25 protein-coding genes and 1 other RNA gene are annotated in these 24929 nt (G+C 38.8%); 14 read left to right on the forward strand and 12 right to left on the reverse strand.

The window, feature by feature from the left end; genetic code table 11:
* The first annotated feature begins 119 nt into the window (after positions 1 to 119).
* Positions 120 to 635 carry a DUF2892 domain-containing protein gene (locus Q0M21_RS07455; RefSeq protein WP_295336491.1) on the forward strand — a complete coding sequence of 172 codons (516 nt, stop codon included), beginning with the start codon at positions 120 to 122 and terminating at the stop codon, positions 633 to 635.
* Between the two features lie 119 nt (positions 636 to 754).
* Here the strand turns inward: Q0M21_RS07455 and Q0M21_RS07460 are convergent, their stop codons facing one another.
* Both Q0M21_RS07460 and Q0M21_RS07465 read right to left on the reverse strand, forming a co-directional pair.
* A complete protein-coding gene (locus tag Q0M21_RS07460; RefSeq protein WP_295336494.1) occupies positions 755 to 1648 on the reverse strand; it encodes a lytic transglycosylase domain-containing protein in 894 nt (297 codons plus the stop codon).
* A gap of 72 nt (positions 1649 to 1720) precedes the next feature.
* Positions 1721 to 2383: an alpha/beta hydrolase gene (locus Q0M21_RS07465; protein ID WP_295336497.1), complete on the reverse strand. Its 663-nt coding sequence runs from the start codon at positions 2381 to 2383 to the stop codon at positions 1721 to 1723.
* Positions 2384 to 2478: 95 nt separating this feature from the next.
* Here Q0M21_RS07465 and Q0M21_RS07470 point away from each other — a divergent pair, with 95 nt between their 5' ends.
* From Q0M21_RS07470 to Q0M21_RS07480, 3 genes are all read left to right on the forward strand, one after another.
* A complete protein-coding gene (locus Q0M21_RS07470; RefSeq protein ID WP_295336500.1) occupies positions 2479 to 2763 on the forward strand; it encodes an N-acetyltransferase in 285 nt (94 codons plus the stop codon).
* Positions 2764 to 2834: 71 nt separating this feature from the next.
* Entirely contained in the window at positions 2835 to 3176 is a 342-nt protein-coding gene (locus Q0M21_RS07475) for a hypothetical protein (RefSeq protein WP_295336503.1), read from the forward strand.
* Between the two features lie 202 nt (positions 3177 to 3378).
* A complete protein-coding gene (locus tag Q0M21_RS07480) occupies positions 3379 to 4944 on the forward strand; it encodes a VWA domain-containing protein (RefSeq protein ID WP_295336506.1) in 1566 nt (521 codons plus the stop codon).
* Between the two features lie 42 nt (positions 4945 to 4986).
* Here Q0M21_RS07480 and mtaB read toward each other — a convergent pair whose 3' ends face one another.
* The 3 genes from mtaB to Q0M21_RS07495 form a co-directional block, all read right to left on the reverse strand.
* Complete coding sequence (gene mtaB, locus Q0M21_RS07485; protein ID WP_295336509.1) at positions 4987 to 6342, reverse strand: tRNA (N(6)-L-threonylcarbamoyladenosine(37)-C(2))-methylthiotransferase MtaB; 1356 nt, start codon at positions 6340 to 6342, stop codon at positions 4987 to 4989.
* 154 nt (positions 6343 to 6496) lie between these two features.
* Positions 6497 to 7672: a GlmU family protein gene (locus tag Q0M21_RS07490; RefSeq protein ID WP_295336512.1), complete on the reverse strand. Its 1176-nt coding sequence runs from the start codon at positions 7670 to 7672 to the stop codon at positions 6497 to 6499.
* A 140-nt stretch (positions 7673 to 7812) separates the two neighbouring features.
* Positions 7813 to 8064, reverse strand: a complete 252-nt coding sequence (locus Q0M21_RS07495; protein ID WP_290875361.1) for a type B 50S ribosomal protein L31 — start codon at positions 8062 to 8064, stop codon at positions 7813 to 7815.
* A gap of 230 nt (positions 8065 to 8294) precedes the next feature.
* Here Q0M21_RS07495 and Q0M21_RS07500 point away from each other — a divergent pair, with 230 nt between their 5' ends.
* The 4 genes from Q0M21_RS07500 to Q0M21_RS07515 are packed head-to-tail and all read left to right on the forward strand — an operon-like array spanning position 8295 to position 13381.
* Positions 8295 to 8828, forward strand: coding sequence for a DUF4199 domain-containing protein (locus Q0M21_RS07500; protein WP_295336516.1), 534 nt, complete (start codon positions 8295 to 8297; stop codon positions 8826 to 8828).
* A gap of 13 nt (positions 8829 to 8841) precedes the next feature.
* Positions 8842 to 9798 carry a glycosyltransferase family 2 protein gene (locus Q0M21_RS07505; protein WP_295336519.1) on the forward strand — a complete coding sequence of 319 codons (957 nt, stop codon included), beginning with the start codon at positions 8842 to 8844 and terminating at the stop codon, positions 9796 to 9798.
* 26 nt (positions 9799 to 9824) lie between these two features.
* Complete coding sequence (locus Q0M21_RS07510; RefSeq protein WP_295336522.1) at positions 9825 to 11552, forward strand: phospho-sugar mutase; 1728 nt, start codon at positions 9825 to 9827, stop codon at positions 11550 to 11552.
* Positions 11552 to 13381, forward strand: a complete 1830-nt coding sequence (locus Q0M21_RS07515; RefSeq protein ID WP_295336525.1) for an ABC transporter ATP-binding protein — start codon at positions 11552 to 11554, stop codon at positions 13379 to 13381. Before Q0M21_RS07510 ends, Q0M21_RS07515 begins: the two co-directional genes overlap by 1 nt.
* Here the strand turns inward: Q0M21_RS07515 and Q0M21_RS07520 are convergent, their stop codons facing one another.
* Genes Q0M21_RS07520 through Q0M21_RS07530 form a run of 3 tightly spaced genes read right to left on the reverse strand, consistent with a single transcriptional unit; the run spans position 13382 to position 18318 of the window.
* Complete coding sequence (locus Q0M21_RS07520) at positions 13382 to 14095, reverse strand: hypothetical protein (RefSeq protein ID WP_295336528.1); 714 nt, start codon at positions 14093 to 14095, stop codon at positions 13382 to 13384. It lies immediately after the preceding gene.
* Positions 14096 to 14133: 38 nt separating this feature from the next.
* Positions 14134 to 16611 carry a carboxypeptidase-like regulatory domain-containing protein gene (locus Q0M21_RS07525; RefSeq protein WP_295336531.1) on the reverse strand — a complete coding sequence of 826 codons (2478 nt, stop codon included), beginning with the start codon at positions 16609 to 16611 and terminating at the stop codon, positions 14134 to 14136.
* A gap of 9 nt (positions 16612 to 16620) precedes the next feature.
* Positions 16621 to 18318, reverse strand: coding sequence for a M23 family metallopeptidase (locus Q0M21_RS07530; protein ID WP_295336536.1), 1698 nt, complete (start codon positions 18316 to 18318; stop codon positions 16621 to 16623).
* Positions 18319 to 18506: 188 nt separating this feature from the next.
* On the opposite strand from Q0M21_RS07530, the gene Q0M21_RS07535 reads away from it, so the two are divergent.
* From Q0M21_RS07535 to rny, 4 genes are all read left to right on the forward strand, one after another.
* Positions 18507 to 18797 (forward strand): hypothetical protein, encoded by a 291-nt coding sequence (locus tag Q0M21_RS07535; RefSeq protein ID WP_295336540.1) that lies wholly within the window; start codon positions 18507 to 18509, stop codon positions 18795 to 18797.
* Between the two features lies 1 nt (position 18798).
* Positions 18799 to 19095, forward strand: a complete 297-nt coding sequence (locus tag Q0M21_RS07540) for a cell division protein ZapA (RefSeq protein ID WP_295336543.1) — start codon at positions 18799 to 18801, stop codon at positions 19093 to 19095.
* Between the two features lie 50 nt (positions 19096 to 19145).
* A non-coding RNA gene (gene ssrS, locus Q0M21_RS07545) (6S RNA) lies at positions 19146 to 19253 on the forward strand.
* A gap of 50 nt (positions 19254 to 19303) precedes the next feature.
* Entirely contained in the window at positions 19304 to 20866 is a 1563-nt protein-coding gene (rny, locus tag Q0M21_RS07550; RefSeq protein ID WP_295336546.1) for a ribonuclease Y, read from the forward strand.
* A 34-nt stretch (positions 20867 to 20900) separates the two neighbouring features.
* Here rny and Q0M21_RS07555 read toward each other — a convergent pair whose 3' ends face one another.
* From Q0M21_RS07555 to Q0M21_RS07570, 4 genes are all read right to left on the reverse strand, one after another.
* A complete protein-coding gene (locus tag Q0M21_RS07555; protein WP_295336549.1) occupies positions 20901 to 21293 on the reverse strand; it encodes a response regulator in 393 nt (130 codons plus the stop codon).
* 60 nt (positions 21294 to 21353) lie between these two features.
* Entirely contained in the window at positions 21354 to 22253 is a 900-nt protein-coding gene (gene xerD, locus Q0M21_RS07560; RefSeq protein WP_295336552.1) for a site-specific tyrosine recombinase XerD, read from the reverse strand.
* Positions 22254 to 22327: 74 nt separating this feature from the next.
* Positions 22328 to 22951: a porin family protein gene (locus tag Q0M21_RS07565; protein WP_295336555.1), complete on the reverse strand. Its 624-nt coding sequence runs from the start codon at positions 22949 to 22951 to the stop codon at positions 22328 to 22330.
* Positions 22952 to 23065: 114 nt separating this feature from the next.
* Entirely contained in the window at positions 23066 to 23614 is a 549-nt protein-coding gene (locus Q0M21_RS07570) for a hypothetical protein (RefSeq protein WP_295336558.1), read from the reverse strand.
* 290 nt (positions 23615 to 23904) lie between these two features.
* On the opposite strand from Q0M21_RS07570, the gene Q0M21_RS07575 reads away from it, so the two are divergent.
* Positions 23905 to 24441 (forward strand): porin family protein, encoded by a 537-nt coding sequence (locus Q0M21_RS07575; RefSeq protein WP_295336561.1) that lies wholly within the window; start codon positions 23905 to 23907, stop codon positions 24439 to 24441.
* Positions 24442 to 24515: 74 nt separating this feature from the next.
* Positions 24516 to 24929 (forward strand): type II 3-dehydroquinate dehydratase, encoded by a 414-nt coding sequence (gene aroQ / locus Q0M21_RS07580; protein ID WP_295336564.1) that lies wholly within the window; start codon positions 24516 to 24518, stop codon positions 24927 to 24929.

Consider the following 24929-nt stretch of genomic DNA (forward strand, 5'->3'; position numbering starts at 1 on the left):
TTGGTTGGTTCTTTCAAAACCGAGTGCAAATATACAAACCTTTTTTTTTCCGACAAGAACTTTTTTAAAAATATTTTTAATTCATTTTACTACCTTTGTGCCTCATAAAAATAAAAGACATGTTTCACAGATTTATCAAATTAATTATAGCGGCTTTATTGGTTGCCACCGCCATTTGGCAATTCACGGAAAGTAATATCGGTAATGGTATTTTCTTGATTTTACTGACTGCCATTCCAATCTTTTTGTACTATAAGAACGAATTTATTTTGATGGCTTTCCTAAAATTGAGAAAACAGGATTTTGCCGGCGCCAAAAAATGGTTAGATAAAATTAAAAATCCGGAAACGGCTTTGGTTAGAAAACAACAAGGCTATTACAACTACTTACACGGTTTGATGACATCGCAAACCAACTTACACCAATCGGAAAAATACTTTAGAAAAGCGATTGAATTGGGCTTGAGCATGGATATGGACTTAGCGGTTGCTAAACTGAACTTAGCCGGTATTGCCATGTCGAAAAGACGCAAAATGGAAGCGACGACTTTGTTGAACGAAGCCAAAAAATTAGACAAGCAAAACATGCTGAACGATCAGATTAAAATGATGAAAGAGCAGTTGAAAAAGATTTAATTAGACTTCTTAGACTGACTTAGACCGTTTAGACAATAAAAAACCATCCTGATATTCAGGATGGTTTTTCATTTTAGTATCTAAGTAATCTAATTTTCTAAAAATCTAAGAAATCTCCCTTAATAGCCTTCCAGCGGAATTTCAATTTCATAGCGCTTTTTGGTTGGATTGACCAACTTTTTATCGCGCAGCCACGGATTGTGGATTTTCAGAATCTTATAATTAATCCCTTGTGAAATGGCAAATCCGGTTAAATCGGTGATGGAACTGTCTACCGGTACTTTTTTAGTCGGAATTCGGGTGTACAAATCACTGCTGTAAATACTGAAGCCGTATTTAGCCGGTTGACGCATGATTTCTTTGAGTGCTAAAATTCGGAATACGTAGCGCGAAGTTTCTTCGGTAAGCGCCAAATCGTAATAGTTGTTCACTTTTTGTTCCTCTATTCTCTTATTGATACCGTTCATACCACCGTTATAGGAAGCTGCCGCTAAAGTCCAAGAACCGAACTTTTCTTTCGCTACCAATAAATAACGACAAGCCGCTTCGGTGGATTTTTCCAAATGGTATCTTTCATCAACTACATCGTTCACCTCCATACCTTTTTCCTTAGCGGTTTCGGGCATAAATTGCCATACACCTCGTGCTCCGGCAGAAGAAACAGCGTTAACCAAACCACTTTCGATTACGGCTAAATATTTAAAATCGTCCGGTACGCCGTATTTGGCCAAAATCGGTTCTATGATAGGAAATACGCGATTGGCTCTTTTAATTATGAGCGCTGTCGTGGCATCGAGATTGGCATTAATTAACAATTCTCTATCCAAACGTTCGCGAACATCGGAAATTTGCAACGGTGCTTTTTCGCCCGCAAAATCCACTTCAGACGGGAAGTACATAGCGGAACCTTCGTGCAGTAATTTTTCTTTTTCAGTTCCGGAAATCCCGTAAACCAAAACGCCGGACAATACCCCTATGACCAGCACGGATACTAAGATTTTATTCGTTTTCATAACCCTATTTTTTTTGAATTGCAATGACAATAGCGTTGGAATTGTAAAGCTACAAAAAACGAGCCTAAACGACTACTTCTCTAAGATAATTTTAGGTAAATTTTCGTTTAACCATTTGTATTTACTCAAAATCATGATATGTGTTCCGCCTTTTACTGAGATAAATTCTTTGATGTATTTGGGAGGAAAAACCTCATCGGCATCGCCGTGGATGTGAATAATTTCAGGATCGATTTCTTTTCGTTCCCAATTGATGATTTGTTCAATAGACCAATCCAGATAATGCTTGTTGCGAACCGACAAAAACTTTTCATACAACACCAATCGTTGTTTGATGATGGAAGATCCAAAAGAAAACTTCATCAGCATCTCGACATTTTCAAACAATTGCGTAGGGATAAGCTTGTACGCTTTAGTAGTTTTGGCGATTTTAAAACGACGCGGAAATTCAAAATTCGCTTTCACACTCGAAATGATAATTACTTTTTTCGGTTGCAAAAAGGCTTTCATTTCCTGAACCAAAATACCGCCGAAAGAAACGCCTATCAAGACCGGATTTTCATGAATTACTTTTTGAGCCATTCGCTTGGCATAAGCTTGTAAACTCTCTTTATCCATAGGGATTTCCCACTCCAGCAAATGCATTTCAAAAAGGTCGGTCGGCAGTTGAATGCGTTCAAAAATAGTAGGGCTAGCCGCCAAACCCGGCATGAAGTAAACGTGTATTTTAGCCATTATTTAACCGTAGACTAGTTATTTATTCGTAAATTTGCCTAAAAATAATCCTTTTATTTTACTTGATGATGAACACAACGTTAATTTCAGAAAAAATGGAAATTAAAGACAACACCTTTGCTCGACAATTTGAAATATTGGTTGACGGGAAATTGATTTCTGTTGAATATTCGTTTCAAGAGAAAAAAATATTCCTGACCAGAATTAATACTTTTGACGGCTTTAATGATGAAGAATTGATTAATGAATTGCTGAAAAACATTATGGAAATCGCCTACGAACGCAAGTTAAAAGTAGTACCGATTTTACCTAAAATTGCGCTTTTCTTTAGAAAAAACTCGACGTACAAAGATTTGTTACCTCCGGGAATCAAAATCTAAATTCAAAATACTTTATAGTAAAGTCGCTCTCAAGGCGACTTTTTTTTTATGGATTTTAGTATTTTTATACAATGAATACAGCCGACTTCCGACAAGAAATTATCCACTACTTCGAAAACATCGATAAATACTACGGTTCCAAAACTGAAATTACGGAAGGACTATGTACCGATATTCATAATTTAGATGCCAATCACACGACATGGAATCTCTCCGAATTTGATCTGATTCGTTCCGCTTATCGCAAAACCGGCGATAAATTTATGATGGAAGGCAGTAATATGTATTACGAAATTTCGGCTGACCGAATAGTGGCTTTCCAACAATTAGGCCGACACAAATTTGAGTTCATAGAACAATATAGCGAGACTGTTTTCCGAATTACTAAGATTCGTTTTCACTATAAGTATTGAAAATCAGCTTAAAATCTTTCGGATAAAAACTTTAGCAAAATAGGGAATTTTAGACCTTTAAACCTCAGTCTTAAGATTGGCTTAATTTTTTGGCATCAATTTTGGATGTGCCAAATAAGAAATAATTCTCATGGCAAATCCGGAATGCTGACCATTATTTTTAGTTAAACAATCAGTATTAATTTTCTAAAAACTTATTCTCATGAAAAAAGTTCATTTTTTTTCAGCAGTCCTTGTCATGCTTATTTTTGCCGGCTGTAAACAAGGCTCCATGCAATACGAAACCGTCGCCGACACCACAGCCGTGGAAGCTGCCGACAGTGAAATGTTACTCCCCAATCCCGACGATGCAGTTACTGCCAACGAAAACACGGAAAGCTATGCCGAGCTTATAGAAAACCCTTTTGAATCCCCTAAAACAGCTCCATTATCGACTTTCTCTATTGATGTTGACAATGCCGCTTACACCAACATCCGCCGATTCATCAACAACGGCCAACCCGTTCCTAAAGATGCCGTTCGCGTGGAAGAAATGGTCAACTTTTTCAAATACCAATACCCGCAACCGGTAGACGAGCATCCGTTTTCCATCAACACTGAGTATAGCGAAAGTCCTTGGAATGCAAAGCATAAATTATTGCGCATTGGTTTACAAGGTAAAAATATCCCAACTCATAACTTACCGCCATCCAACTTGGTTTTCTTAGTAGATGTTTCCGGTTCGATGAGCGACGAGAATAAATTGCCTTTGCTCAAAGAATCGATGAAAGTATTGGTAAAAGAATTACGCGCCAAAGACAAAGTTTCAATTGTAGTCTATGCCGGTGCCGCAGGTGTAGTTCTAGAACCTACTTCGGGCGAAGATAAAGAGACCATCTTCGAAGCTTTTAACAACTTAAATGCCGGTGGTAGCACAGCCGGTGGCGAAGGCATTGAGTTGGCTTACCAATTGGCCAAACAAAACTTCATCAAGGATGGTAATAACCGTGTGATTTTGGCCACCGACGGTGATTTTAATGTAGGCAAATCCTCCGACGCTGACATGGAAGACTTAATTGAAGAAAAAAGAAAATCGGGTATCTTTTTGACGGTATTGGGTTACGGCATGGGCAACTACAAAGACAGCAAAATGGAAATCTTAGCCGACAAAGGCAACGGTAATTATGCGTACATCGACAACATCCAAGAAGCCAATCGCTTTTTAGGTAGGGAATTCAAAGGTTCGTTATTCGCCATTGCCAAAGATGTAAAAATCCAAATTGAGTTCAACCCGAAACACGTACAAGCCTACCGCTTGATTGGCTATGAAAACCGAAAACTAAAAGCCGAAGATTTTAAAAACGACGCAATTGACGCCGGAGAATTAGGCAGTGGCCACACCGTTACTGCATTATATGAAATTATTCCGGTTGGAGTAGACAGCGATTTTGTGCCTTCGGATTTGAAGTACACCAAAGTCAAAACCGATAGCGAAAGTCAGTACAGCGAAGAACTAGCGACCATAAAATTCCGCTACAAAAAACCGGACGGCGAAAAAAGCATCGAAATGATTAAAACGATTGCAGACCGCACTGTAACCTTGGCGCAAAGTTCAAAAGACTTCAAGTTCAGCAGTGCCGTAGCTTGGTTCGGATTAAAGTTGAGAGATTCCAAATACATCTCCGAAAAATCAACCGACGCTATCAAACGTTTGGCACAATCCGGCTTAAGTTATGACGAAGATGGCTACAAAGCCGAGTTCATACGGTTGGTCGAAGCCGTTAATTAACACCAAAAAGAAACCCTGATTGTAAAAATCAGGGTTTTGTATTTATACGGTAACGTTGGTAAAAGCCATGCGGACAGCGCCGTCTTCATCGATGTGCGTGAGCTGAATTTCGTGTAAGGTATTAACCAATTCCGGATTCCAAGGCGTTTTTACTTTGACGTAGTTTTCGGTAAAACCGTGAATGTAGCCCTCTTTGTTTTCGCCTTCAAACAAAACCGTTCTGTGCGTACCAATTTGACTTTCGTAAAAAACACGGCGTTTTTTCACCGATAAGCCACGAAGCATTTTACTGCGCTTTGCTCTGACATTCATCGGCACTACGCCATCCATCAAAACGGCTTCGGTATTGTCTCTTTCTGAATAGGTAAAGACATGTAAATACGAAATATCCAACTCGTTTAAGAAGTGATACGTTTCTAAGAAATGTTCATCCGTTTCGCCCGGAAAGCCCACAATTACATCTACACCGATACAAGCGTGCGGCATTACCTCACGGATTTTATTTACCCTATCGACGTACACCTCGCGTAAATAACGGCGTTTCATTTTCTTTAAAATATCGTTGCTACCACTTTGTAACGGAATATGGAAATGCGGTACAAAAGTTCGGCTTTGTGCTACAAACTCGATAGTTTCATTTTTCAACAAATTCGGTTCAATAGAAGAAATACGCAAGCGTTCAATGCCTTCCACTTCGTCTAACGCTTTGACCAAATCCAAGAAAGTATGTTCGTGTTTTTTGTTGCCAAATTCACCTTTACCGTAATCGCCGATATTCACACCGGTTAGCACAATTTCTTTAATGCCTTGTTGGGAGATTTCATAGGCGTTTTTCAACACATTGTCCAACGCATCGCTACGAGAAATACCTCGGGCCAGCGGAATGGTACAATAAGTACATTTGTAATCGCAACCGTCTTGTACTTTTAAAAAGGCGCGTGTTCTGTCGCCTATAGAGTAACTGCCGACATAAAAATCGGCTTCTTCGATTTCGCACGAATGTACTTCGCCCATTTGGTTTTTGGACAAATCGTTGAGATAATCGGTAATTTTGAATTTTTCGGTCGCACCCAAAACCAAATCAACACCGTCAACAGCGGCCAGTTCTTCAGGTTTTAATTGGGCGTAGCAACCAACAGCAGCAACGAAAGCATTTTCGTTGAGCTTAAGCGCTTTTTTTACGACTTGTTTGAATTGTTTATCGGCATTGTCGGTGACCGAGCAAGTGTTGATGACATAAATATCAGCCACTTCTTCAAAGTCAACGCGTTCAAAACCTTCGTCCTGAAAATTTCTCGCAATGGTAGAGGTTTCGGAGAAATTCAATTTGCACCCTAAAGTGTAAAAGGCGACTTTCTTTACTTCGCCAGTTCGCTGACGCTCGTGTTTGTTTTCCATAAGCTTGCTCAATTGATGAAATCGTTGTCAAAAATTGAGTGTGCAAACTTACAAACTAAAATTCTATAAATAAAACAGTTAAAATGAAAAACCGCAAATTCGCTATTTGAAATGATAATTTGCGAATTTGCGGTAATTTAAATTCTGTAAATAGCTATTCTTTCCTATACTTCTGCGTAATTTCAAAAACGTGTTGTAAAATGTTCGCGTCTTGTTCAGTGAATTCAACATTGCGTCGCGCCATTACAATTTTAGCGGTTTGAAAAGCCTTATTGGTCATATAGGTAGTAAAACCGGACGCGCCGCCCCAAGAAAAACTCGGCACAAAATTGCGCGGGAAGCCGGCACCGAAAATGTTGGCAAAAACCCCTACTACGGTTCCGGTATTAAACATGGTGTTAATACCGCATTTGCTGTGATCACCCATCATTAAACCGCAAAACTGCAAACCGGTTTTGGCAAAACCTTCGGTTTCATAACTCCACAAACGCACTTCTTCGTAGTTGTTTTTCAAATTCGAGTTGTTGCTGTCGGCCCCGATATTGCACCACTCGCCCAACACGGCATTGCCCAAAAATCCGTCGTGTCCTTTATTGGAATAGCCCATTAAAACCGAGTTACTCACTTCGCCGCCTATAACCGAATGCGGACCAACTGTGGTAGCACCATACACTTTAGTCGCCAATTTCACCCTACCCGATTCACACAAAGCAAACGGACCACGAATGACAGAACCTTCCATGATTTCGGCATTTTTACCGATATAAATCGGTCCGGTTGAAGCATTTAACGTCACAAATTCTAGTTTAGCGCCTTCTTCAATAAAAATATTTTCGGGAGCTATTACATTAACACTTTTAGGAATGGGTTGCGAATGTCTGTCCTCGGTAATGAGTTCGAAATCTTCGCGAAGCGCCGCATCGTTTTTGGCAAAAATATCCCAAGTGTGTTCAATTTTGAGACCTTCTTCGGTATAATCGATGATTTCATAGGCATCAAAATCGACTTCTTCTTGCGTATCGTTGGTGTAAAAAGCCACTACTTCATCGCCTTGAAAAATGGCTTGGTTTTTCTCCAAACTCTTAACCAGTTCAACCAACACTTCATTGGGTAAAAAAGAAGCGTTAATCATCACATTATCTTCCATTTCTACCATAGGGAATTTTTCCGAAAGGTATTCCTCTGTTAAAGTAGTAGTGGTATAGCCAAGGTATTTTTCCCATTTTTCACGTATGGTTAATATGCCTACGCGAATATCGGCCACCGGTCGGGTAAAGGTAAAAGGCAATAAGGCATTGCGTACCGTTCCGTCAAAAAGTATATAGTTCATCGAAATTGGGAGTTAAAAAAGTTGCGAGTTCAAAGTTTGTAAAAAAAATTCGTTCGGCAAGGTCTAGGAGCAAAGTTTATTGCATAAAAAAACCACTCACTTTCGTGAATGGTCTTTCTAAAATTTGAACACTGAAACTACTATTTTGCGTGTTTAGCGTATTTGCTTTTGAATTTATCAATACGTCCAGCAGTATCGATAAGTTTAGATTTACCTGTGTAGAACGGGTGAGAAGTTCTGGAAATCTCCATTTTGTACACCGGGTATTCAACACCTTCGTGAACGATAGTTTCTTTAGTTTCTACTGTAGATTTAGTGATGAACACATCTTCGTTAGACATGTCTTTGAAAGCAACTAATCTGTAATTTTCCGGGTGAATTCCTTTTTTCATGATAAATCTTTTTATGTTTTTGAAGTAGTTTGTTTTGAAGCTTTCTACTGGAAAGGTGTAAACTGGCTACAACTTTTTGTTATTTGTTTTTTTAATTTGAGTGTGCAAAAATACAATTTTTTTATAATAATCAAAGCCAAGTGTAACTTTTTTTAATTGTTTTCAACTTACTGCTAAGTAATCACGGAATTACTATATTTGTTGATTAATTTAAATAATGTCATTACATAATGGAAAAGACTACTTCACCCTCAAAATCTGCAATTCAATATGGCGTATTATTTGGCCTTATTATGGTTGTTGAATTTGTGATTTCTTACATTTTAAATATTGACCCGACCACAAACAAAGGATTTGGCATCACATTGAACCTTATCAATTTTCTTGTTCTGCCAATTACACTTATTTTACTTGGCTGTAATCATTATAAAAACAAAATCAACTCCGGTTTTATATCTTTTGGCGAAGCCATAAAAATTGGAGTAGTAATTTGTGTTATAGGTGCTTTAATTTATGGTATTTTCACTGCAATATTTAATGTGATTTTTCCGGAATTCACCGAAGAAATCTTAAGAAAAACAAGAGATGTAATGGTACAACAAAATCCGGAAATGCCTGAAGAGCAAATTGAAATGGCACTTTCTTGGACCAAAAAGTTTATGAGTCCGGCAATTGCAGTTCCATTTACGGTAGTCATGTATACCTTTATAGGTTTAATTTATTCGTTAATTATTGGTGCCATCGTCAAAAAAGAACGCCCATAAAGTTTCTAAATTAATGAATCTATCTATCATCATTCCGCTTTTAAACGAGCAGGAATCTTTACCCGAATTACACCAATGGATTGTCAAAGTCATGACAGCCCACAACTATACCTATGAAGTAATCTTTATAGACGACGGAAGTACTGACAACTCTTGGGACATTATTGCCGATTTATCTAAAAGCAATCCCAATGTAAAGGGCATCCGATTCCAGAGAAACTTCGGAAAATCGCAAGCCTTGCACGCCGGTTTTGCCAAAGCCAAAGGCGACGTTGTGATTACTATGGATGCCGATTTACAAGACAGTCCGGATGAAATTCCGGATTTGTACAATATGATTATGCAGCAAAACTTCGACTTGGTTTCGGGCTGGAAGAAGAAACGCTACGACTCGGTAGTGGCCAAAAATTTACCTTCGAAATTATTTAACTGGGCGGCGCGTAAAACCTCGGGCGTTTATTTGAATGATTTCAATTGCGGATTAAAAGCCTACAAAAACGTAGTCATCAAAAATATCGAAGTTTCCGGCGAAATGCACCGCTACATTCCGGTATTGGCCAAAAATGCCGGTTTCGGAAAAATCGGTGAGAAAGTTGTTATCCATCAAGCCCGAAAATACGGCGAATCCAAATTCGGCATGAGTCGTTTTATCAATGGCTTCTTGGATTTAATTACGATTTGGTTTTTGTCGCGTTACGGCAAAAGACCGATGCACTTGTTCGGAGCCGTTGGTGTCCTGATGTTTGTCATCGGATTTTTAGCTACCGGCGCCATCATTACTTTAAAATTAATCAAGCTCTACTCAGGTTTTCATACCATTTTAGTGACTGACAATCCCCTATTCTACATCGCCTTAACCGCTATGATTTTAGGATCACAATTGTTCCTTGCCGGATTTTTGGGAGAAATTATTCTCCGCACCAAAAACAACGAAGAGCGTTACAAAATTGCCACTGAAGTAAATTTATAATTTATCTCAAATACAATACCCTTATTATGCATATCGATAAAGCCATATTAGATAAAGTGAACGAATGGTTGACGCCAACCTTCGACCAAGACACGCAAGATCAAATCAAAGAAATGATGACCACTTCTCCCAAAAATTTAGAGGAGAGTTTTTATAAAAATTTAGAATTCGGGACCGGTGGTATGCGCGGTATCATGGGCGTAGGCACCAACCGAATCAACAAATACACCTTGGGCAAAAACACCCAAGGCATTTCAGAATACCTCAAAAAATCGTTCCCGGGTGAAGACTTAAAAGTGGTCATCGCCTACGATTGTCGCCACAACAGTGATATTTTAGGAAAAATAGTAGCCGATGTATTTTCGGCCAACGGAATTAAGGTCTTTCTTTTCTCTGAAATGCGCCCTACTCCGGAACTTTCTTTTGCCGTAAAATACTTGAATTGTCATGCAGGCATTGTTCTAACGGCTTCTCATAATCCGCCGGAATACAATGGCTACAAAGTATATTGGCAAGACGGAGGTCAACTGGTACCGCCGCAAGACGGCGAAATCATTCAAGTGATTGAAAATCTGAAATACAGTGAAATCAACTTCAAAGCCAATGAAAGTTTGATTCAATATATCGATACCGAAGTAGATGAAGCTTTTGTAAATTCCACCGTGAATAACGCGAGTTTTAACACCTCGGCTTCAGCCAGAGAGGCTCTAAAAATCGTTTACACTTCGCTTCACGGTACTTCTATTAAAATGGTGCCGAAAGTATTAGCCAAAGCAGGTTATACTGACGTAAATATAGTACCGGAACAAGCTGAGCCCAATGGTGATTTCCCAACAGTTCTTTCGCCTAATCCCGAAGAACCGGAAGCGTTAACCATGGCGTTGGCTTTAGCGGATACACTAAATGCCGATATTGTTTTCGGTACGGATCCGGACAGCGACCGATTGGGTGTGGCGGTTCGTGATCTTCAAAACAACATGATATTGCTTAATGGTAACCAAACTATGGTCATCATGACGCATTATTTACTGGAACAATGGCACAAAGGCGGCAAAATTAACGGCAACCAATTTATCGGCTCTACTATCGTTTCTACCCCTATGATGCTGGAGTTGGCTTCGGCTTACGGTGTAGAATGTAAAGTAGGCTTAACCGGATTCAAATGGATTGCCAAATTCATCAAAGATTTTCCGGAATTGCAATTCATTGGCGGAGGCGAAGAAAGTTTCGGCTTTATGGTTGGCGATGCTGTTCGTGATAAAGATGCCGTGGGTGCCATTTTGCTAATGTGTGAAATTGCCGCCCAAGCCAAAGAAAACAACAGTTCGGTTTACGAATACCTGCAACAAATGTATGTGAATTTCGGATTTTACAAAGAACATTTGATTGCTCTGACTAAAAAGGGTATTGAAGGCGCTAACGAAATCAAACAAATGATGATTGACCTACGCGAAAAACCGGTAGCTGAAATCAACGGACAAAGAGTCATTATGGTGGAAGACTACCAGAACTCGACAGCCAAAAACCTACTGAGCGGTGAAATGGAAACCTTAACCGTTCCGAAATCCAATGTGTTAATTTATTATTTGGAAGACGGTTCGAAAATTTGTGCGCGACCAAGCGGAACCGAACCTAAAATCAAGTTCTATTTCAGCGTGAACTGTGCTATTGACAATACAAACGAAATCCCTGAAGCGGAAAAACAATTGGACGAAAAAATTAAAAACATCATTGCGGAAATGCAGTTGAACTAATGGATGAGAATTTAAAAAAAATAATCCCTTTTGCTAAAAAGTACAAGAGTAACGTTGTTTGGAATGTTATTCACAACATCTTGTATGCGCTTTTCGGAACCATCGGAATGGTAATGATTTTTCCGGTGTTAAAAGTGCTTTTCGGTAATGAGGATAAAGTTACTCAATTACCAACTTACAAAGGAATCACCAATATAGACGAATATTTAAATGATACGCTCTTCTATTACGTCAATTATTTCTCGGAAACACACGGTCCTAATTATGCTTTGTTGTTGACGGTTGCTATAGTTGTTGTTACCTTTTTATTCAAAAACCTGTTTGGCTACTTGGGCTTACAAAATCTGACCAAACTAAAAACAGGGGTACTCCGCGATTTACGCGAAAAAATGTTCAAAAAAATCATCGAATTACCTGTCCCTTACTATTCCGAAAAAAGAAAAGGTGACATGATGGCGCGCATGCTGGGCGATATCAACGAAGTACAAAACTCGTTTTTCATGGTATTAGAACTTATTATCAAAGAACCGCTAACGATTGTTTTCTCTTTGATTGCCATGATTAACATCAGTTGGAAACTAACTTTATTCGTTTTTATTTTCATCCCGATTTCAGGATTTATCATTTCCAAAATCGGAAAATCGCTTAAGTCAAAATCGAAAAGAGCCCAACAAGAAAACGGTCACTTGATTTCGGTAGTAGAAGAAACTTTATCAGGTTTAAAAGTGGTAAAAAGCTACAATGCCGAGAATTATTTTTCAAAAACCTTCAACGATTCAATTAACCGCTTGTACAAAATCACCAACAGTATCGGAAAGAAAAACAATTTGGCTTCTCCCATGTCGGAGTTCCTGGGAATTGTAGTCATTTCTGTGTTGTTATTTTACGGTGGTAATTTGGTTTTGGTTGAAAAATCACTCGACGGCTCTTTGTTTATTGCCTACATCGGTTTGGCGTATAACATTTTAACACCGGCCAAAGCCATATCCAAAGCGTCTTATCAAGTGAAAAACGGACTAGCCGCAGCGGAGCGCGTCTTTGAAGTATTGGAAGTAAAAAATACCATTACCGATAAAGCTGATGCGCTAACAATTGAGCATTTCAATACCCAAATCGAATTGAAAAATATCACTTTTGCTTACAACGAAGAACCGGTGTTAAAAAACTTCTCGCTTACCATACCGAAAGGAAAAACCGTCGCCTTGGTAGGACAATCGGGTTCAGGTAAAAGTACCATTGCCAATTTGCTGACCCGTTTTTATGATGTAAACGAAGGTGCTATTCTAATTGATAACCATAACATTAAAGACGTAACCATGAAATCGCTGCGCGGACTAACCGGTTTAGTAACGCAAGACAGCATCATGTTTAACGGCACCATTAAAGACAACATTCGTTTGGGTAAATTAGACGCTACCGATGAAGAAATTATCGAAGCCTTAAAAATTGCCAATGCTTACGAATTTGTCAAAGATTTACCGAGCGGTATCGAAACCAACATTGGCGACAGTGGCAACAAACTTTCAGGCGGCCAAAAACAACGTTTATCCATTGCCCGCGCCGTGCTGAAAAATCCTCCGATCATGATTTTGGACGAAGCCACCTCGGCCTTAGATACTGAAAGCGAAAAGTTTGTGCAAATAGCCTTGGAAAACATGATGCAAAACCGAACTTCGGTAGTCATTGCCCATCGCTTGTCAACCATTCAAAAAGCGGATGTGATTGTAGTAATGCACAAAGGTGAAATTGTAGAGCAAGGCACGCACGACGAACTGTTAGCGAAAAACGGCACCTATTCGAAGTTGGTGGCTATGCAGTCGTTCGAGTAATTAAATCGGCTGGTACGCTACTGCTTTCCACTCTTTGCCTAACAAATCGAGGTAGTAATAATGCAAACGGTCTTCTTTGTCGAACGCACCGTTTTTGTTGGTATCCTCAATCGTTCTGAAATATAAACGATGACGATTATCCAACACATTCCAATCGATTAATTCTTGGAAATCCATCGAAATTTTGGTAAAGTTCTTCCCTGAAATCTCGCTAAGATATAAAGATTTGATATCGTTATTATCCAGCTTATTGTCTTTGTTGGTATCCATATCCGCCACAGAATAAACCATCAATTGCTTTTTGGTCTTATCGGCCGTAGATTTTAAATAAGTAGCGGTTTCAATCAACACATTAGCATCGGTCAAGGCATAAATGGTGTCCTTCCCTATTTCCTGAAATTTTAAATTCTTTAAATAACCGGTAATTTGGTACTCGCTGTAATTGGAAACCGTGTAACCCGAATTAGAATCATAAGACGATTTAATGCCTTTTTTATCGCCCGAAATTGTACCAATCGGAAAAATGAGATAATTAGTACCTTCCATCGTAACCGGTAAATCAGCAATCTCAATTTGAGTAGTATCTTCCGGTACTTCGGTTTTAGCTTTGGAAGTATCTTGATAAATCACTTTAGGTTTTGGTGCTTCTTCCTTTTTACAACTGATCACGGTTAAACCTAAAACTAAGGCTATATAGAAGGTGTACTTTTTCATCTCAATTCAATTTGTCTTTCAAAAATACAGATTTATTTTTAGAGTTTGGCCGTCAACTTCACATTGAATACTCGAGTCGTCATATAGTTCGGAATGCCGTATTGGTTTTTGGTATACACATCGCGAACCCAAGTATTGGTAATCGCATTTTGGTTGTTGAACAAGTTGAAGATTTCAAAACCTAACGACAAATCTTGGAACTTTTTGATCCAATGTCCGTTAGGTCTCTCGTTGTTTCTTTCGGTCAACACATACGAAAACCCGACATCGGCTCTGCGGTAATCGCGCAAACGACTTTGGTAAACATAGGCGTCGGCATAAGATGGCGAACCGCCCGGCAGACCGGTGTTATAAACCAAATTCAGGTACAATTTCATATTGGGTAAATTCGGCATGTAGTCTTGGAATAAAATACCAACTTTCAATCGTTGGTCAGTCGGACGCGCTATATACCCTCTGCCATCTTGGTTTTCTTCGGTTTTCATGTATCCGAAACTCAACCAAGATTCGGTCCCGGGCACAAACTCACCGTTCAATCGCATGTCAAATCCATAAGCATAAGCTTCCGCATTGTTATTGGCACGGTAACGAATACGCACATTTTCCAAAGTATAAGTATTCACGTCGGTCATCGACTTATAATAGGCTTCCGTAACCAACTTGAACGGACGTTTGCTCATTTTAAAATTATAATCGTTGCTCAACACAAAATGCAGTGATTGTTGGGCTTTTACATTCGGATTTACCATCCCGTTCAAATCTCTCAACTCTCGATAAAATGGCGGCTGATGATACAATCCGGTGGCAAAACGAAAAACCATGTCTCGGTTCCAATCGGGCTTCAAGGTAAATTGTGCTCTCGGACTCACTACAATCTGGCTTTTTGCATTCGAAATTCCGTCACCCGAAACCATCCAGTTGTGGAAACGCGCGCCGGCGGTAATCCAGAAATCGCTGTTGCCTAACTTTGTTTCAGTTCGCCATTGGGCAAAACCCGAAAAACGATCGATATCTATAAAATTAGTCGCTCTGACATTTTGATACGGTACGAGCGGTCCTACATAGGGATTATAAGGCTGGTCGTTAGGAATATCAATAATTGGCGGATTGATGGAAAACCCGGCGGAATCAATCACTTCCCACTCTACAATACGATCACGAAAATTCTCGCGGGTGTATTTAATGCCCCAGTCAATTTGGTGTTTTTTGGTATTGATGAAATGCGTTCCTTTCACTTCGGCATTCACGATTAAAGCATCCAAATCGTTACGCGCGTGATTCAACTGGGTTCCTATGCCACGGTTAAAAGTCACTTCTCCTAAGGTTTCCGATCCGATATTGGTATCTACTTCGCCCAAAAAATAAGCCGCAAAAATATCGAAATACTCTTGCTCCTGCGTATGATATACCGAAGTAATAAAACGGTAATTATTGATGTCACTCGGACTGTAAGACGACTTAAAAGCACCGAAAAGCGTTTGGTATTTGTCGTTTTCCTGACCGTCGTAAAAAACCTGCAACGCAATTGGTTCGTCTATGGTTCCAAAGTTGGTTTGACGGGTTAACGGTTGGTAGTTGTACTTGTTTTGTGAAGCATTGCCCAGGAAACTGAACTGCCATTTGTCGTTAGGCGAAAAATTGACATTGGTTTGTACATCTACAAAAGTCGGACGAAAATTGGTTTGCGTTTCCTGACTGTTTACCAAAAGTGAGTTGTCGCGATAACGCACTCCGGTAATGGCCGACCATTTTTTGTTTTTAGAAATACCTTCTCCGGTTAGGCTTCCACCCAAGAAACTGGCTTCAGCGGTTACGCCGAATTTGGTTGGTTTTCGGTACGTAATATCCAAAACCGATGACATTTTATCGCCGTATTTCGCTTGAAAACCACCGGCGGAAAAGTCAATTTTCTGCACCATATCGGTATTGGTAAAACTCAATCCCTCCTGCTGTCCGGAGCGAATTAAAAACGGACGATACACTTCGATTTCGTTAACATATACTAAGTTTTCGTCGTAGTTCCCGCCGCGAACGTTGTAACCTGAACTCAATTCATTATTAGCATTCACACTCGGCAAAGCTTTCAAAACGCTTTCCACTCCGGGCATGGCACTCGGGTTCGTTTTGATGGTTTCAGGTTCTATAGAGGTTATGCCTTGTACTCTACGTCGGTTACTGGTGATAATTACATCCGAGAGTTGCTCGGCTTTGTCGTTCATCATTACGTGGTATTCGAATTCCTCGTTCGGCTTTAATTGCAAGGTTACCGTAATGCTTTTGAGCGAAGTATGGGTAAAAACCAACACTACTTTTTGATTGGCCGGTACCACAATTTGGTAAAAACCGTTTTTATCCGTAGTGGATGTTTTGGTTTGGTAACTGACATTTACATTTTCAACCGGTTTGTTGTTTTCGTCTAACACTACTCCGGCCACCTTAGCCGTAAGATTTTGGGCAGAAACCAAGCAAGTGAACGTTAAAAAAAGAAGCGTAAAAAGGAATTGATTTGTTTTCAAACTGTATTTTTAAAGTTTTTGACTTCTAAAAAATTGTGTTTCAAAGATAGTAGAATTTCCAACATTATCGGTAATGATGATTTTTAAATCATTTTTGCCTTCTGCCACTATACCATCGTCAAAATGATGGACCAGCTTTTTGGTTTTTGGCTCGTATTCCAATAAAATCCATTGACCGTTCAAATATCCTTCCCAGGTTTTTATGCCGGATAAATCATCCGACACGGTAAACTGCAATGTTTTTTGTTGGCTAATCCATTGTCCGCCAATTCGCTTATCCGATTTAATCTTAGGCGGCATACTGTCTTTAAACAATTGATAGCTTCCCAAATATTTGGTGTAAATGGTAAACGAATTTTTGTGCCGTTTAGTATAATTATAATAGGTCTTTTTACCGTTAATTGTGCCGATAAACATCTTTTTCCTATCAGACTCGCCGGCCAAACTGTCCTCAAAAGTAATGGTCAAGTTGGCAAAAGCCGGCTCTACATCATCATGTATATAAGCAATGCCGTTTTTAACCTCAAAATCCATTTTAAAATCTTTCAAAAAAGCTTTGGGTGGAATAGTAACCGTAACATTTTCCAATGCAAAAACCGATTCTTTATCGGCTTTAACCCAATATTTGGAAGTTACCGGTTCTTCAACCACTTTAACTGTCATAGGCGAATATTCAATAGGAATAAAGACGCGTGTGATGTTTTGACTGAAATCGGCAATTTCAATTTTATAATTTTGAGTAACGTTTGAAGCCACTTCAATTACTCCATTTTGGCTTCCGGGTTGGATAATACTCAACGGATACGGTTTTTCAGCAAAAAGTTGCTGAACGCGTTGTCCGGTTTTTTTGTACCGACCGTAATCAATCAAGGCATTGACATAACGGGTTTCATCGAAGGAAAAAGTATCGAATTGGTAGCGAAAATCGAGTTTGCCGTTTTTGAATGTTTGCACCCGGAAAATCCCATTGCCGTTCCACGACACATCATCGTAATCAAAAGCCGTAATCCCAAAACCGATTTTTCCGTCAACCAATACTTTTTCGGCTATATAACTGCCGTCGGATTGTTGAGCAATAGCTACCGAAACGGGGCGTTGCGCATGATTAACCACGGAATTTTTACCCAAAGGATAAACCAATAAATGGGTGAGCTTAGGCCTTTTAGAATCAGTAATAACCGCATCGAAACCAAAATACATCGGATTGATGATTTTTTCAGAAGCTGTGTCGCGAATTTCAAAATGCAAATGCGGTCCGTCGGAACCACCGGTATTTCCGGATAGCGCTATAAGCTCGCCTTTTTTGACTAGCAAATCATTCGCGGGTAAATACACATCTATTTCATACGATTTGGCTTGGTATTGCTCGACTTTGATTCGCTTTTCAACAGTGCCGACACCGGATTGCAAATGACCGTAAACCGTAGTGTAACCGTTAGGATGCGTTATGTAAACCGCTTTTCCGTAACCATTTACGGCTATTTTAATACGCGATACATAACCATCCGCAGCAGCATAAATAGGCAGCCCTTCTTTTTGCTGGGTTTTAAAATCGAAACCCGAATGAAAATGGTTCGGTCGCAACTCACCAAAATTCCCAGAAAGCTGTAAAGGAATATCTAACGGCGATCTGAAGTACTCTTTCGGGTACTGATTTTGAGCGAAAACTAAGGCAGAAAAGCAACAAAAAAGCCAGATAAATTTCATAAAAAGAAGTTTTAGCTAAGTTACGAAAAGTAAGTTAAAATTTACGAAAATTAAAAATCAAATGTAAAACATTGAAAAACAGTATTTTTATAAAAGAAATAAATTTAAGCGATAAATAATTATCAAAACTATTGTGCAAACAAAATAGAATCCTAACTTTGTAAAGTAAGTAATGAATAAAGTAATTTATGAGTGAAATTGCAGAAATAATTGATTCTGTTGAAAGTAGAATTCAAAAACTTTTTATAAAAATAAACAGTTTGGAAGAGAATTCTGCAGCTTTGAGAACAGAATTACAAAAAGCTGCCGCACTGATTCAGCAACAAAATGAGCAAATCAAACTGTTGGAATCAACTTGTGAATCACTTCGAATGACGAATTCATTACTAGGCGGTGAAGAAAATAAAAGAGAGACCAAGCTTAAAATAAATTCATTAATCCGAGAAATAGACTATTGTATTGCGCAATTAGCTGACTAAAATGGAAAATAAGCTTAAAATAAAGTTATCAATTGCCGACAGAGTTTACCCGTTAACGGTTGACCCATCGCAAGAAGAAGGACTGAGAAGTGCTTCTAAAAAAATTGAGGCTATGATTAAGCAATTTGAGGAAAACTATGCAGTACGTGACAAACAAGATGTATTGGCCATGTGCGCTTTACAGTTTGCCTCGCAAGTCGAACAAAAGCAAGTAGACAATGCGATTGACGGAAAGCAAACACAGGAAAGATTGCAAAAGATTAATGATTTATTGCTCGATTATCTCGATAAAAAATAACGTTCTTAACATAGATTACGACACTGCCTACATTAGATTTTAATTGGTAAACTCAACACTAACAAATTAGAATGAGCAAATCGTCGCTACTAAAGCAAGCCGCTGAAACCGCGGATCCTTGAACAGTGAGTTAGCTCAAAACTTGTCTTTACGAGTTTATGCATTCACCTAATGTAGGCTTTTTTTATAGATAAATACTAACTTAAACATGGAAATTACACTAATAATAATTGCACTAATTGCCGGACTCGGCGGAGGTTTCGGAATTGCCAAATTCCTGGAGAAAAGCAATGTCTCCAACATGATTAAAAACGCCAAAAAAGAAGCAAGCTCAATTTTAAGAGATGCTAATATTGAGGCTGAAAACATCAAGAAAGACAAATTGCTGCAAGCCAAAGAGAAGTTTTTGGAATTGAAATCGGAACATGAAAAAGAGATTTTAAACAAAGACAAAAAAATAGCCGAAGTAGAAAAAAGAACCCGCGACAAAGAATCGCAAGTATCCAGCGAATTGGCTAAAGCTAAAAAAATCAATGACGATTTTGAAGCCAAAACCAAAGAATACGAGGCTAAAATTGAGTTGCTCGATAAGAAGCACCAAGAATTAGAAAGACTACACAAAAGTCAAGTAGAACAACTGGAAGTAATCTCAGGCTTGTCTGCTGAAGACGCGCGCGAACAATTGGTAGAAAGCCTTAAAGCTGAAGCCAAAACCAAAGCAATGTCTCATATTCAAGACACCATTGAAGAAGCGAAACTTACAGCCCAACAAGAAGCTAAGAAAGTTATCATCAATACCATACAACGCGTCGGAACCGAAGAAGCTGTTGAAAACTGTGTATCGGTATTCAACATTGAGTCTGACGATGTGAAAGGTAGAATTATCGGTCGCGAAGGAAGAAATATCCGCGCTTTAGAAGCCGCTACCGGTGTGGAAATTATTGTAGATGATACGCCTGAAGCCATCATCCTGTCTTGTTTCGATCCGGTGAGAAGAGAAATCGCCCGTCTGTCATTACACAAATTGGTAACCGATGGTCGAATCCACCCGGCAAGAATTGAAGAAGTGGTAGCCAAAACTACCAAACAAATTGAAGAAGAAATTGCCGAAGTGGGTAAACGTACGGTAATCGATTTAGGAATTCACGGTTTACATCCGGAATTAATCAAAGTAGTTGGTCGAATGAAATACCGTTCGTCTTACGGACAAAACTTATTACAGCACTCGCGCGAAGTTGCAAAGTTGTGTGGTATCATGGCTGCCGAGTTAGGATTGAACGTGAAATTGGCCAAACGCGCCGGTTTATTACACGATATCGGAAAAGTGCCGGATACCGAAAGTGATTTACCACACGCTTTGTTAGGTATGCAATGGGCTGAAAAATACGGCGAGAAAGAAGAAGTTTGCAATGCTATCGGAGCACACCACGACGAGATTGAAATGAAATATTTGATTTCGCCGATTGTTCAAGTTTGTGACGCGATTTCTGGAGCCAGACCGGGCGCTCGTCGTCAAGTATTGGATTCATATATCCAACGTTTGAAAGACTTGGAAAACATTGCCTTCGGTTTCAACGGTGTGAAAAACGCTTATGCTATCCAAGCCGGACGCGAGCTACGTGTAATTGTAGAAAGCGAAAAAGTAAGCGATGATATGGCAGCCAACTTATCGTTTGAGATTTCTCAGAAAATACAAACCGAAATGACTTATCCGGGTCAAGTAAAAATTACGGTAATTCGTGAAACCCGAGCGGTAAATATTGCGAAGTAAAATAAAAAAAAGGCGACCTTAAAAGTCGCCTTTTTTATTGGAATATGTCTTTTATCAACGCACCGGTTACGGGCTTGGTGTAATAGTTATTGATTTCTTCTTTAAAGAATTCGGCTTTACTGAAATCCTCAGTATCTTCAGAAGAGCTAATGATGTGTATAATTATTTCTTTAGAAAGCTCACTTTTAATCGACTTGAATTCTTCCAGAAACTGCCAACCATCTAAAACCGGCATGTTAATATCCAGTAAAATCATATCGGGGAGATTTTCTCCACTGTTGTGTAAACTTTTCAAACCATTTAAAGCCTCAAAACCGTTTTCAAAAAAACTCGGATTGACATTGATTTGATTGTTCTGCAATAGTTTCTTGATCATGAAATGATGAACCTTATCATCATCCACTACAAAAATTTCGTTAAATCTCATGGTAAACAGTTTGGGGTTATGCCTTTTTTGACGCGGCAAAATAACCAAAAAACCGACAAACTACTTTTTTCTCGGATGAAATGTATGTATAATTTGTGTTAAATGTGTGCGGTCTAAGTGAACATAAACTTCTGTGGTTGTTATTGATTCGTGACCAAGCATCATTTGTATGGAGCGCAAATCAGCCCCGTTTTCTAACAAATGTGTCGCAAAAGAATGTCGTAATGTATGCGGACTGATATTTTTTTGCAAATTAATTTTAACTGCCAAGGTTTTAACAATAGTAAACACCATTGCTCTGGTAAGCTGCTTACCACGGCGATTGAGGAACAACGTATCTTCATGACCTTTGGCAATATCAAGTTGGTTTCGAACAGTATTCCTGTATAACTCGATGTAGCGTTGCGTGTTTGGGGCAATCGGAACAAATCTCTGTTTGTTGCCTTTACCGGTAATTTTGATAAATCCTTCGTCGAAAAACAAATCGGAGATTTTCAGCGAAACCAGTTCGGAAACCCGCAACCCGCAACTGTAGAGGGTTTCTAAAATGGCACGATTGCGCTCGCCTTCGGGGGTAGATAAATCGACAGCAGCTATTAAATTATCGATATCTGCTACGGTGAGGGTATCGGGTAATTTCCGACCAATTTTAGGCGCTTCTATCAATTCCATCGGACTGTCGGCCCGATAATCTTCAAAAATCAAATACGAAAAAAAACTTTTCAATCCGGAGATGATTCTGGCTTGCGAACGCGCATTGACTTCTTTTGAAACGGTATAAATGAACTGTTGTATGGTTTCTTCCGTAATCTTCTCGGGAGCCACACTAATAGCATTCTCGTTTAAAAAAGCACACAACCGCTCCAAATCGAAAGTATAATTCGCAATAGTATTCTTCGACAAGCCTCGCTCTATTTTAAGATACGATTGAAAACTTTTAATATACGGATTCCAGTTCATACCACAAAGAAACGAAATGTACGGGTATAAAAAAACCTCCCTAATAGAGAGGTTTTAATTGCAGATACATATCATTAAAAATTACAACCTAGCGAGACAGACAGCACTCTATTGACTACTTTACCGTTTTCACCTTCAGCATTTTCTCCAATATTAGAAAGACCTAAGTTATAGCGTACATTAATAACGGCGCGTTTTGAAATATTATACCCGGCACCCAAATTAAAACCAAAATCCAAACTTTTAAATGCTTCATCTATATTTTGAGTATCAGAACCAAAGCCAACTACTTTCACTTTTAACTTAGCAGAAGTCAAAAAACCAACTTGCGGACCGGCTTCCAAGAAAAATTTACTTTCAGGATAGTATTTGAACATTAAAGGTATATTAATATAAGACAATTTAAATGTGTTTTCAGTATCATATAAATTCCCTGAACCATCATCAAAAAGAAAATCAAATTTTGCTCCTTGTGCGGAATATAAAAGTTCCGGTTGGAAAGCAAACTTTTTGTTTATCATAACTTCGGCATAACCACCAATATGAAAATTAACAATAGAACTGGTACTTGGAAATCCAGCTTCATCAACATTTAAATTAGCGATGTTCAAACCGCCTTTCAATCCATACTTAACTTCTTGAGCTTGCAAGGAACTAAAACCAAACAAGGCAACAATAGCAACAATAAACTTTTTCATTATTAGATGTTTAAAATTAGATGACAAAAGTAGTATTTTATTCACACTACGCTAAACTTAAATCAAAAAAAAACCTCTCGAATCGAGAGGTTTCATATCTTAGCAATTCACTTATTAGAAGTGTAAAGCAAAACCGATGTTGAACTGTAGAACAGCTTTATCAGTATATTTGTCATTCAAACTGTGGTTGTAACGTAAACCTGGCTCGATAGATACATTGTTACCAATGAACCAAGCGTAACCAGCTCCAACTCCTAACCACATTGGAGTTTCTCCAGCGAAGTTCTCAACTGCATCACCAGAAGCTCCTGTTAAGTCTAAAGTTACAGGAATCATACTTTTTACATAGTATTTAGCTCCTAATCTGTAAGCAAAAGCACTGGCAGAACCACCGTCGAAGCTTACACCACCAAAACCTAAACCAGCTTTGATTGCTAAATCATCCATGATAAAGTAACCTCCGTCTAAACCTACGTTGTATTCTGAGTTACCGTCTTGAGATGAATAGTAAAAACCAGTTGTACCTAACATAGCGTTACCAGTATTAGCTTCTACTAACCATTTCCCTTTAGAAGTTTGCCCTGAAGCTCCATCTTTTTTGTCTTGTGCATTTGCAAAAGATACAGCAAATACAGCAGCCATAGTTAAAATAATTTTTTTCATGTTTGTTTAATTTTAAAATTAATATAGGCAAAGTTAAAAGATTAGATTAATAGGAATAATCAGGGGAATTTGACTTATTAACAAGGTTGTTAACAATTTAAAAGACGAAAAATGCTGTCATACAACACTTTACATTTTAAACAGCAAAATTATGCTTTTCTTAACAAATCAAAAATACCCTCCAAATCTAAGACCTCAGCGGTGCAACGCTTAATTATAAAGATTCATAATAAAATGCAACTTCATCCGTTTATACTGTAAATAGAATTTAAACTTTAAACTATTACACTATGAAAAGAGTCATTGTTTTATTCGTTATGTTATTCAGTATAACAGGCTTAAAAGCACAAACACTGAAATTCGGATTAAAAGCCGGAGCTAATTTTGCCAATTTAGAAGGCAACACCGTTGAGGGCTCAACGTACACCAGCTTTCATTTTGGTGCCTTGATGGAAATTAAGGTATTGGAAAACTTATCCTTGCAACCGGAGTTGGTTTACTCATCCCAAGGAACAAAAGTAGATGGAGCGGCTTTCGACGACATAAACTACAATTATATTACAGTGCCTGTTTTGGCCAAATTTTACCTGACTAAAAACAAGCTGAGTTTTGAAGCCGGACCGCAATTCTCGTTCTTAGTCAATGAAAATGTGCAAGATCAGTTTGAAGGCGAAACCTTTGATTTTGGCTTGGCCGGTGGTTTGGGTTACAACATCACCGACCATTTCTTACTCCAAGCGCGCTATGTAGCCGGTTTAACCGAAGCCAACAAAAATGCTGAAGTCAAAAACAGAACGATTCAACTTTCGCTAGGTTATCGTTTCTGATAAAAAAAGAAAGTTTAGCCCCAAACCGTTGTCCGTTCGACAGCGGTTTTTTATTTTTACTTAAAATTCTTCTTATGAAAATCATGATAATAAATGGCCCTAATTTAAATTTATTAGGCAAACGAGAACCTGAAATATACGGCGCCACCACTTTTGAAGACTTCTTTCAACACTTACAAAAGAAACACCCTAACCTTGAGTTGAGTTATTTTCAAAGCAATATAGAAGGTGAACTCATCACCAAAATTCAGGAAGTCGGATTTTCATACGACGGCATTGTCTTAAACGCAGCGGCTTACACCCATACTTCTGTGGGCATAGGCGATGCTGTTAAAGCTATCACAACACCCGTTATTGAAGTGCATATTTCTAATACATTTGCTCGTGAGTCGTTCCGCCATCAATCGTTTATCTCCCCCAACGCCAAAGGCATTGTAATCGGGTTTGGTTTGAAAAGCTATGAATTGGCATTGCAATCGTTTTTATAA

The sequence above is a fragment of the Flavobacterium sp. genome (assembly GCF_024710485.1).
Taxonomy (GTDB): domain Bacteria; phylum Bacteroidota; class Bacteroidia; order Flavobacteriales; family Flavobacteriaceae; genus Flavobacterium.